Below are 15,881 nucleotides of genomic sequence, written 5' to 3'. Positions count from 1 at the left end.
GCTTAGTTTAAAACGATTCAAAGTCACCATCGCTGAAGCGCACCAACACCACGCCACTCACTTCGGATATGGTGGCGTATTGGGTTCCGTTGTTAGTGATGGTTCCAGTCACTTTATCATCGGAGCCTTCCGCCACGGACAGTGTGACGCCATCCTGGTTGGTGACGGTGAGTGTCTGCGCGACGGAATCGACGGCCGCATTCAGAGTGACGCCGCCATACTTCAGTTCCAGGGTCGCCTGCCCGGATTCCAGGCCGGTGCGATCCACGATCAGCTTCACGCTGATGGCGTCAGCGACGCCATTGACCGTCACTTTGAATATGAGGGTGGCGTCAGCGTCTACATAGGTCGATCCGTTCTCATCCGTACAGGTTTCCGAGGATGTTCCGCCTGACATAGAACCCTCGCAGCTTAGGGTCACGCCCGTGGCGTTGGCATTCAGCGCCAGCGATGCGAAAAATGAGTCTGTGGCGTTACTGAACTGACCGCTCAACGTCATCGCAAACGTTCCTGCGGTGTAACTTTCCATCCAACTCTCTTCATAGGTGCTGCTGGTCTGGGTATCCGTCTCGTCTATATCCGCGGAAAACGCCGATAAAGTCGCACTCATCGCCCCAGTGAAAGAAACCGGATTTCCTACTCCTTTCTCAGCCAGCGTCACATTCAGTCCCAAAGACAGATTACTGAGATCCAAATCTTCATCCTGTACGGTCGTAGATGTCCCGCCACTAGCGGTATCATCTTCGTCACTGGTGTAGGACAAAGTGACCATGACGCTACTGCCGCTGTTCACGTTTAGAGATACCGAGCTGGACTCCACGGCGCCCAAGATAGAGAAATTTACTTGTGCGCTGATTGCCTGGGTGGTGTTTGTGCCGCCGGAAATCGGCGTTTCCACTTCATCGCCCACATTGATGGTGGAAAGGTCCGTGGCGGTCAACGATACGGCGACGCCTTCAATCGTAGTGTTTACCGTAAATGAAGCCCCGCCGCTCACGATATTAACGGTCACTATCGGAGAGCCATCCGTCGAGCCGTCTTCCGCAAAGGCCATGTAAGACGCCGCGATTTGCTCCAGCGCGATCGCCATGACGTCCAGCACTTCAGAGAGATTGTCATCCGTAGCAAAGGTAGCGGCGGCGATCTGGTCTGCAAACGCCTCTATTGACACCCGATCTGCAGTGCTCAACAGCATGCCGGTTCCTAGATTACGAATCTCCTGCACCATGGCCTTGGCCTGAGCTAATTCCGTCGCGTTGGCGGTATCGCTGGCCTCGCCTTCAGATTCATCAGTGGAGCCGTTGTTCTGCACATCGCTCTCTTCCGCGGTGATGATGGTGATCAGGCCGCCCAGGTCCAAATTGCCTGATTCATCCGCCGCCACTGCGGCGTTCAGAATATCCAAGGTGCTCGCCAGGATTTCCTGCAGCGTCGTCTTCGTCCCATCAGTGTCCGCTTTGTCCGCGATGCCGCCATCAGCGAAATCTTCCGCAAAGGCCGCTACCGCCTGCTCAATACTGAGCCCTGGAGAATCTCCCTGCACCGCCTGCACGATGGCTGCGCTTAGGGTGTTGTATTTGACCCCGCCCTGACCAGCGGCGGCCACCGCCGTCGGATTGGTGATGTCCACTATCGCAATTTTGGTCAGGTCGCCCGCCACGCCAAAACGATTCGCCACTTTCGAATTCGCCGCCGTCACCGCCGCCTGGATATCAGACGCGCTGGTGGCGCCGCCCATAGTGATATCTTTCAGCGCCACCTGGGTGGCGACATCAGTCAACACCGTTATGTTGACCGATATATTCGATGAGCCCGTGGGAACCACTGCATTCAGCGCAAAGCCGCTGTCCGTCAGAGCGTAGTCCTGCCCAAAGGCGACACCGCTTCCGCATCCTCCGCTTAGATCGCAACGCATCAGCGTGCCGGTCGTTGGCGTTATGCGTACGACCACAGGCCCGCTGTAACCGGAACTCAACGTCAAATTGTAAGTTCCGTCCGATCCAGTCGTGGTTTGGCCCAAAACGTTGGAGGTGTCCACCGCGCCATTGATCACCGGATAAGCGCGCACAAGGCCGCCGATGATAATGCCTTTGGAAGCCGCGCCGCTCAGTGTGACGCTGGTCGAGCCGCCGCTGTCGTCATCACCGCCGCCACCGCCTCCGCCGCATGCAGTCAGAGCGATCGCCAGCATGAGAGGCGTCAGATTGTTCTTGAACCTATCGAATTTGGACATGTTTCCTCCTCGCGATAGCCGTAGCCTGTGAATTTTTCGTTTAACTTCCGCCTGCGTCAGCGCCGGAATCCCCCTTCCAATATGAGCAGATTCAATCTGTCTCCGAGCCAAATTCGCATAGGACGCAGTATTTAAGTAAAGCACAACAGACCTGACGGAACGCCTGGCTGGCGGGATAATTCGTGACTATTTGTTACTAGTTTTTGAGGCACTGCGTAAGTGTTTAGCGCTATTGGCATTTTTTGATCGCAGGTGTATATTGATCTGCTCTCTTCAACTCCAACCCCAATGGAGGCCTGGTATCCATGCAAACTAAAAACATTCCTCTCGTCGCCTGACGAAGAACGCTCCAGGCCGGCTGATATTGATCGCGCTCAGGCGCATTACGCGTAACGCACATCATCAGCGACGCCCTTACTGATATTTTTCTGACAGAAACAAATAGGTCTTCGAATCTCCCCGTTTAACACCGGGATTGCGCTCTTTCTGCGCCGCAGGCCAGTTGTAGGCTTATAGCCAGGGTATACAATCAATGAACCACGAATTAAGGTCCCACAACCTGTGGGTGCTTTCATGGCCAATCTTTATTGAAGAAATAACCGGCGGTTTGGTGTTTCTCGCCGACGCCTATTTCCTCAGTCGTATCTCAGATGAAGTCGCCGCCACAGTTGGCGTGCTACTGCCAGTGTTATTGCTGGGGTTCTTCATCATCCCGATGTTCACCACCGCAGGCACCAGCGTCGCTTCGCAATACATGGGCGCGAAGCAAACGCAGCATATCTTGCCGACCTACATGGCGAACATCGGCATCAGCAGCCTGCTTGGGCTATTGATGTTTATCGTCAGCTTCATTTACGCCGACCGCGTCGGCTTGTGGCTGGGCATGACGCCGGAGTTGAACGCACATTCAGAGACTTATCTTCTGGCGGTGTCCTTCAGCTTCTTCTGCATCGCTGTGCGTTTCTCCTACGCCTCTATCCTGGCGTCCCGAGGCATGACCCATTGGAACATGGCCACCGCGCTGGCCACCAACGCGCTCAATGTGATTTTGAACGCGGCGTTCTTCCTGGGTTGGTTCGGGCTGCCCAAGATGGGGTTGCTGGGCATCGCCATGGCGACGTCGATTTCCTTCGCCGTGGGCGCGCTGCTGGTAATGTGGGTGGTGCATGGTCCGATGAAGATCCGTTTCCGCTTCAAAGGCATGTCCGGCCCGATTCGCCGCGTAATGCGCCCGATTCTGAAAATCGGCATTCCTTCGGCGATGGAGCCGTTCAGCTACACCGTGCAGCAGATAGTTGTATCCATGGCGGTGATCAGTCTGGGGCTAGAGGCGATGGGGGCCAACACCTATGTGTTGCGGGTGCTGGTGGTGGAAATCACCTTCGCCTTCGCCCTGGGCGCCGGCAGCCAGATTCTGATGGCGCACTTCATGGGCGCCGAAAACTTCAAAGAGGTGAACCGCATCTTCTGGAAGTCAGTGGCCTACGCATCCGGCTTCGCTTTCATCAACATGCTGATGTTTGTATGGATCTACGACAGCCTGCTGACCCTGTTCACGGATAATCAGCAGATTATCGAGCTGAGCAAGTGGATGCTGGCGGCCTGCATCATCATGGAGCCAGCGCGAGCGGTGAACATTATCGCCGGCATGGGCCTGAAAGGAGTGGGCGACGCCCGCTTCTCCGCCGTCAACAGCATGATCTTCATGTGGGCGGTGATTCCTTTCGTGTTCTGGGTCGGGCTCGATATGGGCTACGGCATGCTGGGCGTGTGGATGTGCTTTGTCGTGGATGAATCCCTGCGGGCGGTCATCAACCTGTGGCGCTGGCGCACTGGCAAGTGGCGCAGCAAAGGCATCCGCCACGACAATGACGAAGGCGGCTTGGCGGAAGTTCCCGCCTGATGCGCCTCTCTTGATAAAGAAAAGCCCGGGAGACCGGGCTTTTTTTGGTGCGCGCATCCCTGTCGCGCCTTGCTCAGATAGTCATATCAGGTAAATAACTGCGCAGGACTTACTTCACCAGCCGAACGTTATCCACCTGGAAATGCACATTGCGCATTTCTGAATCCCACACTGGCAGAATCTCCAGAACCGAAGTCACTTCCGCAGTGTTAAGGCCATCATAGTCCGCAAAGTTGATCTCCACCGGATGCCAGACATTCAGCGCGGCGGAGCTGTCCAGAATAGCGATATCACCCGTGCCGCAGTCGGCGCCGCAATTCACTTTCGCCATCAATCCGGTAGACGCGGCGAAATCGATGACTTTCACATCGAAAGTAAGCTTGCTCAGGGCGGAAACGTTTAGCGGCTTGGCGGACTTGAACAGCACAACGCCTTTCGCTGCATGCTCCGCCGCCGGGGCGCCGTATTGCGCGTCCACAACAGTTCCCGCGCCGTCAGCAAGCGCCGCGTCGAGGGTCACGAAGCTGGCGTCTTCCTGATAGGGGTCCCAGGAAGAGACCGCCCACACGCCGGGCTGAGCGAACAATTCGGTGTCCGTCACGCCATCCGTATACACGTCCGTGGTTTCCGTCAGCGCGACATTTTCCTGCGCGAAGCTGCTGCAATCCGGCGTGTCCGCCGCGGTATTCGGCTCCCAGCGGATATTTTCCAAAGACAGATCCATGGCGCCGCCAGAGTAAAGCAGGAATGGCGTATTGACGTTGCTGAAGTCGAGGCCGTCGTCCACAAAGCACTGGAAAGGAATGCTCACTTCCGTCCATTCACCCACCGGCAGGCCGCGCATAAAGTCGCCAACCGCTACTTCACCCAGACAGGGGTAAACGCAATGCAACGAGAGATTAACGTCGCCAGCAGGCGCTTCATTCACTTTAACCCGGAATTTCACCGACGTTTTTGAGTTGTAGTAAGGCGTCAGATCCTTGCCTTTGTTGTCTTCCGTGGCCTGCATGTAGATCTGGCCCACATCCGTCCATTTCACCCTCTTGGCGCTGAACTGAATGGCGCCGTCTTCGGTAGAGACGCTCACTTCATTTCCTTCCAGCGCCGTGGTCACCGCCGGGTCCATGCTGACTGGCGTTCCGCCCCAGTTGGAAGGACCGCCGATGCGCATGACCCAGTCACCCTGATTCTGTCCGCTGGTGAACAGATCAAGATTCACGTTGGTGGTTCCGCCATCGCCGGGATCGGTCTGATCGCAGCCAAAGGCCTGGCTTACCTCGCTCAGATCGTCGCCCAGGCTATCGGCGTCCTGATAGCTCAGTCCGTAGCCGTAGGCGAACAGAGCATCACTGGCGTCGCCTTTATTCAATGGCGTGTGACAGGGCGAGTTTGGCCAGGAGTAAGACAGCTTACCAACGAAGTCGTTGTTGACGCCGCCGTCCGCTTTGGCGAACAGCACATCCGCTACGCCCTCACCTTCGCTGCCCGGCAACCAGGCGGCGACAAAGGCGTTGGAGCGGTTCAGCTCTTTATTCACATACAACGGACGCCCGGACAGGAAGACCGTCACCACCGGCACGCCGGCGTTGCGGATAGCTTCAAGCACCGCCAGATCCTGCGCATAATTGCGGGCATGCTCCAGCGTCTTGGCGCCTTCAAGATCGCCGACGCCTTCCGCATAGGGCGTTTCTCCGATCACTACAATCGCTGCATCATGCAGGTTAGGGTCAGCGTCGCCGCCGTCCGCATCATAGGTCACATTGGAAGCGACATCCTGAATGCCTTTCAGGATGGACGTCGCGCCGGGAAAGTCCTCGGCTTCATTAAGACCGGTTCCCTGCCAGGAAATGGTCCAGCCGCCGCTTTGATTGGACAGACTGTCCGCGGATTTGCCCGCCACCAGAATCCGGGCGTCCCGGCTCAGAGGCAGGATGCCGTTTTTATTCTTCAACAGCACCAGCGACTTACGCACCGCTTCCCGCGCCAGTTCCCTGTGTTCGCTGGAGCCCAGCACTTCCACTTTCCCCGCCAGAGCGCGCTGGGAGGGCTTGGGCTTATCAAACAGACCTGCGCGCAGTTTGACCCGCAGAATGCGCGCCACGGCGTCATCAATGCGCGACATCTCAATGGCGCCGGCGTTTACGGAGTCGATGGTGTTTTGGTAGAACGCCTTCCAGTCGGTTTTGTAAGGCACCATGAACAAATCTATGCCCGCGTTAACCGCTTGCGGACAGTTGCTTTCCGTGCAGCCATCCACCTGACCAATGCCGTTCCAGTCGGACACGATCAGACCATCAAAGCCCATCTTGCCTTTCAGCACATCGGTCAGCAGGTCCTTTCTGCCGTGCAGCTTCTCGCCCTGCCAGCTGTTGAAAGACGCCATCACCGTCTGAGCGCCAGCGCGCAGGGCGGAATAGTACCCCTGACCGTGCAGGTTGATCAGCGTATTCTGGTCCACCAAGTTGTCGCCCTGATCATTCCCCTTGTCCGTGCCGCCGTCGCCAATAAAGTGCTTGGCGGTGGCCACCACATGCGACTGGTCGAAATTACCCTGCAGGCCCTCCACCATAGCGGCGCCGTAATTAAAGATAATCTCGCCATCCTCGGAGTAACCCTCATAGGTGCGCCCCCAGCGATCATCGCGCACCACGGCGAGAGTGGGCGCAAAGGTCCAGTCAATGCCGGTCACCGCCACCTCTTCCGCCGTCGCCGCGCCGATTCTGCGAATCAGATCCTTATCTCGCGCCGCGCCCAGGCCAATGTTGTGGGGAAACAGGGTCGCGCCCACCAGGTTGCTGTGACCGTGCACCGCGTCCGTCCCCCAGATAATGGGGATGGCGGCGTTACCGTCGCTCTCATCCATGGAGGCTTCCCACAACGCATCGGCGATATCCAGCCATTCCTGCACCGTCGCATGCTTTTTCGTGCCCGGCCAGGAACCGCCGCCGTTCAGCACGGAGCCAATGTGGTACTGTTTTACTTCTTCCGGGGTCAGATGCTGCAGCTCCGGCTGGATCATCTGTCCGATTTTTTCTTCCAGAGACATGGTCGCCATGATCTCGACGATCTTGGCTTCAATTTGCGGGTCTTTGGCGATGGCGCTTTGAATGGCCGGCCAATCACTGAAGGTATTGATGTAATCAACGCCGACTACCGGGTCAGGCGTTCCCGGCCCATCTTTACCGTCGTTATCGTTGGAATCACTGCTGCATGCCGTCAGCGCCGCGACAATCATCATGGTCGACAGCGCCTTCAGCTTGAGGCGTCTGGATACGTACATGTGGTCACCTTTTTATATTTAGCGGTAGTGGACCGAAATATTATGAAAGCGCTTTCATTTCAAAACTAATAAATCCGACTCAATTTCCTGATACCTGATAGTTTGCTGAGTATCCCGACCTGAACAACGGACGATTACTAACGAAAACCAGGGCACTAGCCGGCTTTTTCGACGCTATGCGGTAAATGCACCGCAAAACAGCTCGCGCCATAATGAAAGCGATTTCATAAATTGCCCTAATTCAGGCGTTATTGTCAATAGAACGTAATAACGCCGAAGCGGGGTTTTAAGATGCTGAGGAGTTTTTGGGAGGGGCGACGGAGTCGCGCAACACCAGTTCCGGCTCAAACATGGGAGCCGGCTGCGTCCGGCGTTCGCCCTGAATGGATTGAATCGCCAGCGCCGCAGCGCGTTTACCCATGGCGTTCACCGGCTGACGCACGGTGGTCAGGGCCGGATACAGCAACGAGGCGTATTCCACGTCATCGAAGCCAACCAGGGAAATCTCTTCAGGAACGCTCAACTCGGCTTCGCGCAGCGCCTTCATAGCGCCAGCGGCCATCTGATCGTTACAGGCGAATATGGCGGTGAAGTCGCGGCTGCGCTTCAATAAGCGCTGAGTAGCGATATAGCCGCCCTCTACGGTGAAGTCGCCTTCCACCACCAGGTCCTTGTCATAGCGCATACCCAGATTTTCCAGCGAGCGACGATAGCCGGACAGACGCGCGCGCCCTTCCTCATTGCCTAACGGTCCACTGATACAGGCGATGCGGCGATGCCCTATGGACGCCAGATACTCTACCACCAGATGACTGCCCTGCTCGTTGTCGACGATGACGCATTCGCCAGCCAATTCAGGCACATAGCGGTTCAACAACACCAGCGGCGGAGATTTTTCCTTCAGGCTGATCAACTCTTCATCCGTCAGGCAGTACGGAAACAGAATGATGGCGTCGCAACGGCGGCCAGCCAGCATGTCGATGGTTTCCTTGATCTCGTCGGATGAATAATTCTCTACGGAAATGATGAGGTTATAGCCGGATTCGCGCAAAGCGCGCTCCAGACTTGAAATAAGGGGGCCGAAGAATACGCCAAGCAGATCCGTCACCACCAGACCGATATTATTGGAACGGTTGGTGACCAGTCCCTGAGCGAATGAATTGGGTCGATACCCCAGATCCTTCATGGCTTTAAATACCCGCTTACGGGTGCTTTCCTTAACGGGAGCCGTGTTGTTAATCACACGGGAGACTGTGGATATCGAGACCTTCGCACGGTCGGAGACTTCTTTTATTGTAATCATTCGGAGGACGGGCACCTTGCTTAAGGGGAAACGCTTTCAGAGCCGGCCATCATGGGAGAAGCGGGCAATGCATGTCAACTAGGCGATAGCCTAACAAGCTCCCTTGCAGCCCGCGCCTGCAGGCATAGCCACAACGGGAGTCTGCAGGAAGTTATGCGACAGTATGGGAAATTTGTCAATTCAGACGAAACACCACCGGCACCACGATGGTTTCCCGGTCGAGTCCATCCGCCGCCGCCAGACGCCAGCCGGAGAGGGTTTTCAGCGCCTGCTTGTCGAGCACGGTGTAGCCGCTGGAGCGCTTGATGGAGACTTTCACGGGGTTGCCCAAAGCGTCCACCAACAGCTCCACCATGACGGTGCCCTGCCAGCCGCGCCGGGTGGCGAGGCCAGGATACTCAGGCTTCGGCGTATTGGCTTCGCCTAACTGATACCTGGGCTCCGACGGCGCACTGACCGCCACAGGCGCAGAGACGGGCGCGGCGGCCACGGCTGGCGTCGGAACCGCCTGAGCGGGCTTGCTCACAGCGGGTGTGACCTGCGACTTCGCCGCTGAGGTTTGTGGAACAGGTTGCGCAACAGATTTGTGCGCCACCTGCGTTGGTTTAGGGGTCTTCTCTTTTACGACAGGTTTGTTTACTGGAACCGGTTTTGGCTTGGGGGCGGGCGTCTCCACCGGCTTAAGCGCCACTTTGGGCTTCTGTGACACGGGTTCTGGCGCTGACTTTAGAACTGGCTGCGGAGTCGGCTTCGGTTCCACAGGTTGAGATTGAGGTTGAGCCGGCGCTACGGAAACTGACGTTGGCGCCGCCGGAGCCTGAATAGCCACGGTCATCGTGGTCGATTTCAACCGATCTCTAGTTGGCTGAGGGGAATTGAAATACAGCACCAACGCCAAATGCGCCGCCAGGGAGGCGACCAGGGCCATCCATAGTAATGGCGGGTATTTAGCGTTGCTGACGTCCGTGCTCACTTCAGACTCCAGGGCAGCAGATAAGGCCGTTCCTCATGGAGCCCCCGCACCACCGAGACGCCGAACGCCTGCTGGATGCGCTCATCGCTCAAGACCTCGTTAGTGTCGCCCGCCACCAGGGTTCCGTCTGGCATCGCCAGCATCGCTTGTCCGCAAAACCGCAGCGCCAGAGTCAGATCGTGCAGCACTACTACGCCGATTCGCCCACTTCCAGCCCAATCCTGCAAATGGCTCATCACCTGAATCTGGTGCTGAGGGTCCAGACCCGCCACCGGTTCATCCGCCATCAATACGGGAGCGTCAACCGCCAGCGCACGCGCCAGSRTSAYSCTGGCGCGCTCGCCGCCGGACAAGCGGGTGACGGTGCGCTGCGCCAAATGCGTGACATCCGCTTGCCGCATGGCGTTCTGAATCAGGGCCTGATCTTGCGCGCTTAATTTGCTGCGATGGGTTTGCGCTGGAAAGCGGCCCAGACTGACCAGGGTTTCCACGCTCAAAGGCCAATGACAGTCGGTATCCTGATCCAGATAAGAGATATGCTGCGCGCGCTGTTTCGGCGCCATCTCACACAAATCCTGACCTTGCAGCCGCATGGCGCCGGATAATTTGGGGATCAGGCCGACAATGGTTTTCAACAGAGTGGACTTGCCTGCGCCGTTGCTGCCCAGTATCGCCGTCAGTTGACCGGATGGAAGACGAAAACTGACATCGGATAGAACCGGAGCGCCGGGATAACCCACCTGCAATCCGCTTAGCTCCAGGCTCAGCGCGTCGCTCATACCAACGCCTCCGCTTTACGCAGGTGGCGCAGCAGCCACAGGAAAAACGGCCCGCCCAGCAGCGCCGTAATAACGCCGACTCGCAACTCCGGTCCCGGCGGCAGACAGCGCACAGCGATATCGGTCAGCAACATCAGGCTGGCGCCCGCCAAGGCGCTGGGAAGCAGTAATCGACCGGGCCGCCACTCGGTAAACGGCCGCAGCATGTGAGGCACCACCAGCCCCACGAAACCAATAACGCCGCTCACTGCTACACTCGCGCCGACCGCCAACGCCACGCCCAGGCCCGCCACCCATTGCACTTTCTGCAGACGCACGCCCATGGAGCGGGCGGTGTTTTCCCCCAGCGACAGGACATCCAGGGAACGCGACACGCTGAACAGCAACGCCATCCCCAGCAGCGCAGGCGGCGCCGCCAAATAAAAGTGCTGCAGAGTGCGATGTTCGAATGAACCCATCAGCCAGAACAGAATGTCCTGCACCGCAAAAGGATTCGGAGCCATATTTAACGCCAGTGCCGTCAACGCTGAACTGAAAGAATTAATCGCGGCCCCGGCGAGGATGATCATCACAATGCCCGCTTCCGATCCTACGATCATTACCAGCGCCAGCAGTCCCAGCATGGCGCCGATAATGCCCGCCACGGGCGTAAACAGGCCGCTGGCGGAAAAGCCGAAGTAGATGGCGCACACCGAACTCAGCGCCGCCGTGGAGGAAACCCCCAGTACGCCGGCGTCCGCCAGCGGATTGCGCAACAGTCCCTGCAACACAGCGCCGGATAGCGCCAATACGGTTCCGCATAACAGCGCCAATAGTGTCCGCGGCAGACGGATTTCCCATAGAATCAATTGGGTTTCCAGATCCCACCCCGGCCAGCTCACCCCGGTCACCCGGCCGGTGCACAGAGACAAACCGATCAAAAAGGCGAGCGACACACTCAGAATCAGGAGCAAACGGTTATAAGTCATCCGCTGTCTCCGACACTGACGCTTTACGCTCGTGCGCCAATATGTGATCCGCTACCTTTTGGGCCGCCAGCTTCATAGCCAGCGTTCCGCAGGAGAGCCAGTCGGCCGGGATATACAGGGGCTCGAAACGGGAAGGACGGCGCTTCAATAAAGGGTGTTCCACCCAATTCGTAGCCAACGCTTCGCTGTCATAGCTGTTGCTGACCATCAGCAGCAAATCCGGCCGCCAGCGTACCAGCGTCTCCAGATCCACTTGTCCCCAGCCCTGCACGCCCTGTTCGCTCGCCACGTTAATCACGCCGATGGCGTCCAGAAAGGCGTCCTGGAAATTACCCTCGCCAGCGATCCAGCCATTGGCGTTCAGAATCAGCGCTCTGACTTGTTTATCCGCAATCTTCCCGTGAACCTGAGCGAAATAGGCTCTCAGCCGGCTAACGATACTGGCCGCCTGCTCAGGTTTGCGCACCGCTTCACCCATCAGGCTCCAGCTTGACGCCAAATCATCGAGAGATTGCGGCAACGGAATCTCCACCCAACGCATATTGAACTTCCGCACCAGCGGTTTAAGCGAGGACGCCCCATACTGGCCCGCCATCACGATATCCGGCCGGAGTTCCAGCACTTGCTCGATAAAACCAAAGTTGGCGGGAATGTCACGCAAGGTCGATGCAATTTCCAGCTCAGAGGGCTGATGGCTGAGCCAGGTGACCGACACCAGATTTTCCGGGGCGAGATACCCCATCATTTGGTCAACGCACTGATTGACCGACATGACCGTGGGCTCAGCCGCGCGCGCATCGCCCCCGTTGACGGAAAGTGTGAACGTAAGCGCTGATAGCACTCCCAGGGCCCGAAAAGCCTTAACCAACATGCAGATGCCGCCTTGAATCGATGCGAGGTGCGAATCCGGCGTAAATTCCCCGTTTACGGTCGGATAAAACAGGCTCCGAATGGGAGTCGAACAATGGCAGGTCTCCTGGCTTGCGTTTCGTAGTCCTGTCCCGCCTTCCCGAACATGGAGACAATCTCCACCCAGTGGCCTTTGATAACGTCGCGATAAGGAGGGGCGGCGTTATCCGGGACGAACTCTTCGCTCACAGTTGCGGGGACAGCTCCGGCTGATCAGGCGCACATAAAGTGGCGCCCACCGGATTCCCATTTAATCCTGCTCTCATCGAAAATGATCGAACTTTGAGCAACTGGAACCATTGCGGCCCACATTATCGTGAATTGATCATTTTAAGTCCAGAAAGCCGCTGAGGGGCGCTGGACCTGCCTGCAAGATTGTGTCAGTTTTACGCTCCCGTAATTACCGACAAGAATAAGACTGTATGACCGACGCGCCCTTGTCCCGCCATGGACTCATTCTGAAACGTCTGCTGTTCCTCGTGTTCATGTATGCCGGATTGGCCTATGGCTTGAGCCTGTTGGAATATACCGTCTTCAATCTGACCGGCTGGTCGCCGGTGAGCATCGAACGCAGTGTCGAACTGCACAGCCGGGAAGAGGTGAAAAAGGAGTTCGATCTTTGCGGCGGCCCGCTATTCGCCGCCAACGCCGTGGTCAGCGTCCAGGAAGGCGATCGCCTGCTCGCCCGCTGCGGACGCTTCTGGCCTTTCTACCGTTACACCATTGAAGCCACCGCCCACCCATTGCTGCCGGGCTCTTTTATCCTGTATCCGGACGAAGCGCCGGCGGCTGTTACGGCGCGAGAGAATTTCATCATCAATATGCAGGTGATCAACGGCGGCTTCGCCCTGGTAGCGCTGTTTGTGATTGGTTTGAGCTGTTTCGCAGGTTATCGCTTTCTTTTCAAGAAGGACGAAGAAGCCGGCTACAAGACCGCTTTTCACGGCTTTATCAGCAGCTTTCTGATGCTCGCCTGTTATAGCGGCGTCATGTTCTTCATTGATCCCACGTTCAGCTTCGGCTGGTAATCCCGCTTAGCCTGCGCGCAACCAGACGCCCAACTGGCGGATCGCGTCTTCCGCCTCCGCCGTCCAGGGCGCCGCGCAATTGAGCCGCAGGCAATGTCTGTACTTGTCGCCATCGCCGCTGAACAGAGTTCCCGGCGCAATGCTCACGCCAGCGGCCAGCGCCTTGCGATACAACGCGACCGTATCGCAGTCCTCCTCCAGCTCTACCCATAACACAAACCCACCCGCTGGCTGCGATACTCGCACGCCAGTAGGAAAATGCCGCAGCACCGCCGTCGTCATACGCTCCACATGTACCGCGAACTCATGGCGCATACGTCGCAGATGGCGGTCGAAATCCGCCTGCGCCAGATAATGCGCCACCGCCATCTGCGGCAAACTTGGGCAGGCCAGCGTACTGGCGAATTTCAGGTAACCGACCCGCGTCCGCCAGCGCCCCGGCGCCATCCATCCCACCCGCAAACCGGGGGCGATTGATTTGGAAAACGACGAGCAATACAGCACGCCGCCGGCGCGGTCATAACTCTTCGCCGCTCGCGGCCGCAGGCCGGAAAAACCCAGCTCGCCGTATATGTCATTTTCGATCAAGGGCACGCCCCGCACTTCCAGCAAACGCACCAGTTGCTCCTTGCGCTCATCCGGCATCAGGCACCCCAGAGGGTTGCTAAAGTTGGGCATGGCCACGCAGGCTTTGACCGGCCATTGCTCCAACGCCAGTTGCAGCGCCTCCAGACTGAGTCCGCTTTTCGGGTCGGCGGGAATTTCCAGCGCCTTTAACCCCAAGGCATCAATGACTTGCAGCAATCCAAAGTACGTTGGCGACTCCACCGCCACCACATCTCCCGGCTGTGTCACCGCCCTCAACGCCAGAGTCAGCGCTTCATGACAGCCATTGGTAATAAGAATGTCGTCCGGCTCCAGATCGCACCAGGCATCCTTCATGCGTTGCGCAATGGCCTCGCGCAAACGCAACGCGCCAGGAGGAAAACTATACCCTTCAATCTCTTCACTGGGCCTGCGCAACGCCGCTCGGAACGCTTTTTCCATCGCCGCCGCCGGCAAAAACTGCGTCGCCGGCGCCGCCATGGCGAAATTCATACCCTTAGGGGATTGGGTCGCCTGCACCAGGCTCATGATGGTCTGCTGCGTGTCCACCAGGGTTGGCGCGCTTTCGAATCCTGTGACCTTGGGCAACGCCGCCTCCAGTTCGGCCAATCCATTCTGATTGCGACGGCGCACGTAATAACCGGATCGCGGCCGCGCCTCCACCCAACCCCGCCTCTCTAGCAGACGTTGCGCCGCCATGATGGTGGACACGCTGACGCTGAAGTGCTCCACCAGATCACGGGTGCCCGGTATACGCTCTCCCACCGCGTACATGCCCTGACGGATGCGTCCCGCCACAGCGTCAGCTACTTCTTCATATCGCTTTTTGCTCATGCCGATCGCCGCCTCATTCATACATAAACAAGTACAGTTCTTCATCGATATATCAGTACAGTGAGCGAAAATGAAAAACTGTATCGATATATATAAATTTTTCTTGGCCTATATCGCAATCCTTCGTCTGTTTATTGTTGATATATTTCCCCATCAACCTGACCAAGCAGGAGAAAGACTATGCAAACCGCCGCCTTCCCCATCCCTTATTGCTGGCTGAACGGAGCCATCGTTCCCGCAGCGGAAGCCGCGATTTCCGTCTACGATCACGGCTTGCTCTATGGGGACGGCGTCTTTGAGGGACTGCGTTTCTATCAACGTACGCCCTTTCGCATTGAGCGACATCTGCAGCGTCTGCAGGACTCCGCCGCCGCGTTGGGAATCACCCTGCCTTATGACGCCGACGCCTTACGCGAAGGAATCAGCGCGTTGATAAGCCGTTATGACGGCGAGAGCGGTTATCTGCGTTTGGTGGTAACCCGCGGCCCGGGCAACCTGGGGTTAAATCCGCGTAACTGCGCGACGCCGAATGTGTTCATTCTGGCGGATCAGCTCAGCATGGCCTCCAGCGAGGCGCAGGAGAAAGGACTCAAACTGATTATCGCCAGCGTACGCCGCACCGTCGGGGCGGGATTGGACCCCAGAGTGAAAAGCCTCAACTACTTGACCTCGATCCTGGCGCGCATGGAAGCCAATGTCGCCGGCGCCGATGAAGCCTTGTTGCTGAACGAACGCGGTCAGGTGGCGGAAGCCTCAGCGGAAAACCTGTTCATCGTCCGCCAGGGTCGCCTGCTGACGCCCCCCACCAGCGACGGCGCGCTGGCGGGAGTGACCCGCTCGGTAATCATGGAGCTGGCTCAGGCCAACAACATATCTGTCAGTGAGCGCACGCTCACTCCTTACGACCTGTATACGGCGGATGAATGCTTCCTGACCGGCAGCGGCGCAGGGATCTTACCTGTCGCGGAGGTGGACGGACGTCCCCTCCGCACATCGCCCGGCGAGATTCTGCAACGCCTGCGTCAGGCTTTCGCCGCCTTGATAGCGCAAGAGTGCAGCGCTTGA

11 protein-coding genes and 1 riboswitch are annotated in these 15,881 nt (G+C 57.7%); of the genes, 3 read left to right on the top strand and 8 right to left on the bottom strand.

What is annotated here, in order from left to right:
* Nucleotides 1-7 precede the first annotated feature (7 nt).
* The gene (locus tag KP814_RS06225) at nucleotides 8-2,233 is read right to left on the bottom strand and encodes a hypothetical protein (RefSeq protein WP_216735942.1); all 2,226 of its coding nucleotides are present in this window, start codon (nucleotides 2,231-2,233) and stop codon (nucleotides 8-10) included.
* A 532-nt stretch (nucleotides 2,234-2,765) separates the two neighbouring features.
* Here KP814_RS06225 and KP814_RS06220 point away from each other — a divergent pair.
* Nucleotides 2,766-4,136: an MATE family efflux transporter gene (locus KP814_RS06220; RefSeq protein WP_216735941.1), complete on the top strand. Its 1,371-nt coding sequence runs from the start codon at nucleotides 2,766-2,768 to the stop codon at nucleotides 4,134-4,136.
* A gap of 109 nt (nucleotides 4,137-4,245) precedes the next feature.
* Here KP814_RS06220 and KP814_RS06215 read toward each other — a convergent pair whose 3' ends face one another.
* The 6 genes from KP814_RS06215 to KP814_RS06190 all read right to left on the bottom strand — a co-directional run bounded on the left by KP814_RS06215 (nucleotide 4,246) and on the right by KP814_RS06190 (nucleotide 12,310).
* Nucleotides 4,246-7,416: a glycoside hydrolase family 3 protein gene (locus KP814_RS06215; protein ID WP_216735940.1), complete on the bottom strand. Its 3,171-nt coding sequence runs from the start codon at nucleotides 7,414-7,416 to the stop codon at nucleotides 4,246-4,248.
* 286 nt (nucleotides 7,417-7,702) lie between these two features.
* A complete protein-coding gene (locus KP814_RS06210; protein ID WP_216735939.1) occupies nucleotides 7,703-8,719 on the bottom strand; it encodes a LacI family DNA-binding transcriptional regulator in 1,017 nt (338 codons plus the stop codon).
* A gap of 175 nt (nucleotides 8,720-8,894) precedes the next feature.
* Nucleotides 8,895-9,692, bottom strand: a complete 798-nt coding sequence (locus KP814_RS33120; RefSeq protein WP_216735938.1) for an energy transducer TonB — start codon at nucleotides 9,690-9,692, stop codon at nucleotides 8,895-8,897.
* Nucleotides 9,689-10,471, bottom strand: coding sequence for an ABC transporter ATP-binding protein (locus KP814_RS06200; RefSeq protein ID WP_216735937.1), 783 nt, complete (start codon nucleotides 10,469-10,471; stop codon nucleotides 9,689-9,691). The genes KP814_RS33120 and KP814_RS06200 overlap by 4 nt, the downstream gene beginning before the upstream one ends.
* Complete coding sequence (locus tag KP814_RS06195; protein ID WP_216735936.1) at nucleotides 10,468-11,439, bottom strand: iron ABC transporter permease; 972 nt, start codon at nucleotides 11,437-11,439, stop codon at nucleotides 10,468-10,470. Before KP814_RS06195 ends, KP814_RS06200 begins: the two co-directional genes overlap by 4 nt.
* A complete protein-coding gene (locus KP814_RS06190; RefSeq protein ID WP_253938209.1) occupies nucleotides 11,429-12,310 on the bottom strand; it encodes an ABC transporter substrate-binding protein in 882 nt (293 codons plus the stop codon). The genes KP814_RS06195 and KP814_RS06190 overlap by 11 nt, the downstream gene beginning before the upstream one ends.
* A gap of 77 nt (nucleotides 12,311-12,387) precedes the next feature.
* A riboswitch (cobalamin riboswitch) is annotated at nucleotides 12,388-12,664 on the bottom strand.
* 106 nt (nucleotides 12,665-12,770) lie between these two features.
* On the opposite strand from KP814_RS06190, the gene KP814_RS06185 reads away from it, so the two are divergent.
* Nucleotides 12,771-13,376: a hypothetical protein gene (locus tag KP814_RS06185; protein ID WP_216735935.1), complete on the top strand. Its 606-nt coding sequence runs from the start codon at nucleotides 12,771-12,773 to the stop codon at nucleotides 13,374-13,376.
* A 6-nt stretch (nucleotides 13,377-13,382) separates the two neighbouring features.
* Here KP814_RS06185 and KP814_RS06180 read toward each other — a convergent pair whose 3' ends face one another.
* Nucleotides 13,383-14,816 carry a PLP-dependent aminotransferase family protein gene (locus KP814_RS06180; RefSeq protein ID WP_253938208.1) on the bottom strand — a complete coding sequence of 478 codons (1,434 nt, stop codon included), beginning with the start codon at nucleotides 14,814-14,816 and terminating at the stop codon, nucleotides 13,383-13,385.
* Nucleotides 14,817-14,996: 180 nt separating this feature from the next.
* On the opposite strand from KP814_RS06180, the gene ilvE reads away from it, so the two are divergent.
* The gene (gene ilvE, locus KP814_RS06175; RefSeq protein WP_216735933.1) at nucleotides 14,997-15,881 is read left to right on the top strand and encodes a branched-chain-amino-acid transaminase; all 885 of its coding nucleotides are present in this window, start codon (nucleotides 14,997-14,999) and stop codon (nucleotides 15,879-15,881) included.

Origin of the sequence: Hahella sp. HN01, assembly GCF_018986435.1 — a bacterium.
Taxonomy (GTDB): Bacteria; Pseudomonadota; Gammaproteobacteria; order Pseudomonadales; family Oleiphilaceae; genus Hahella.
This window is presented reverse-complemented; position numbering and strand designations above follow the sequence as displayed.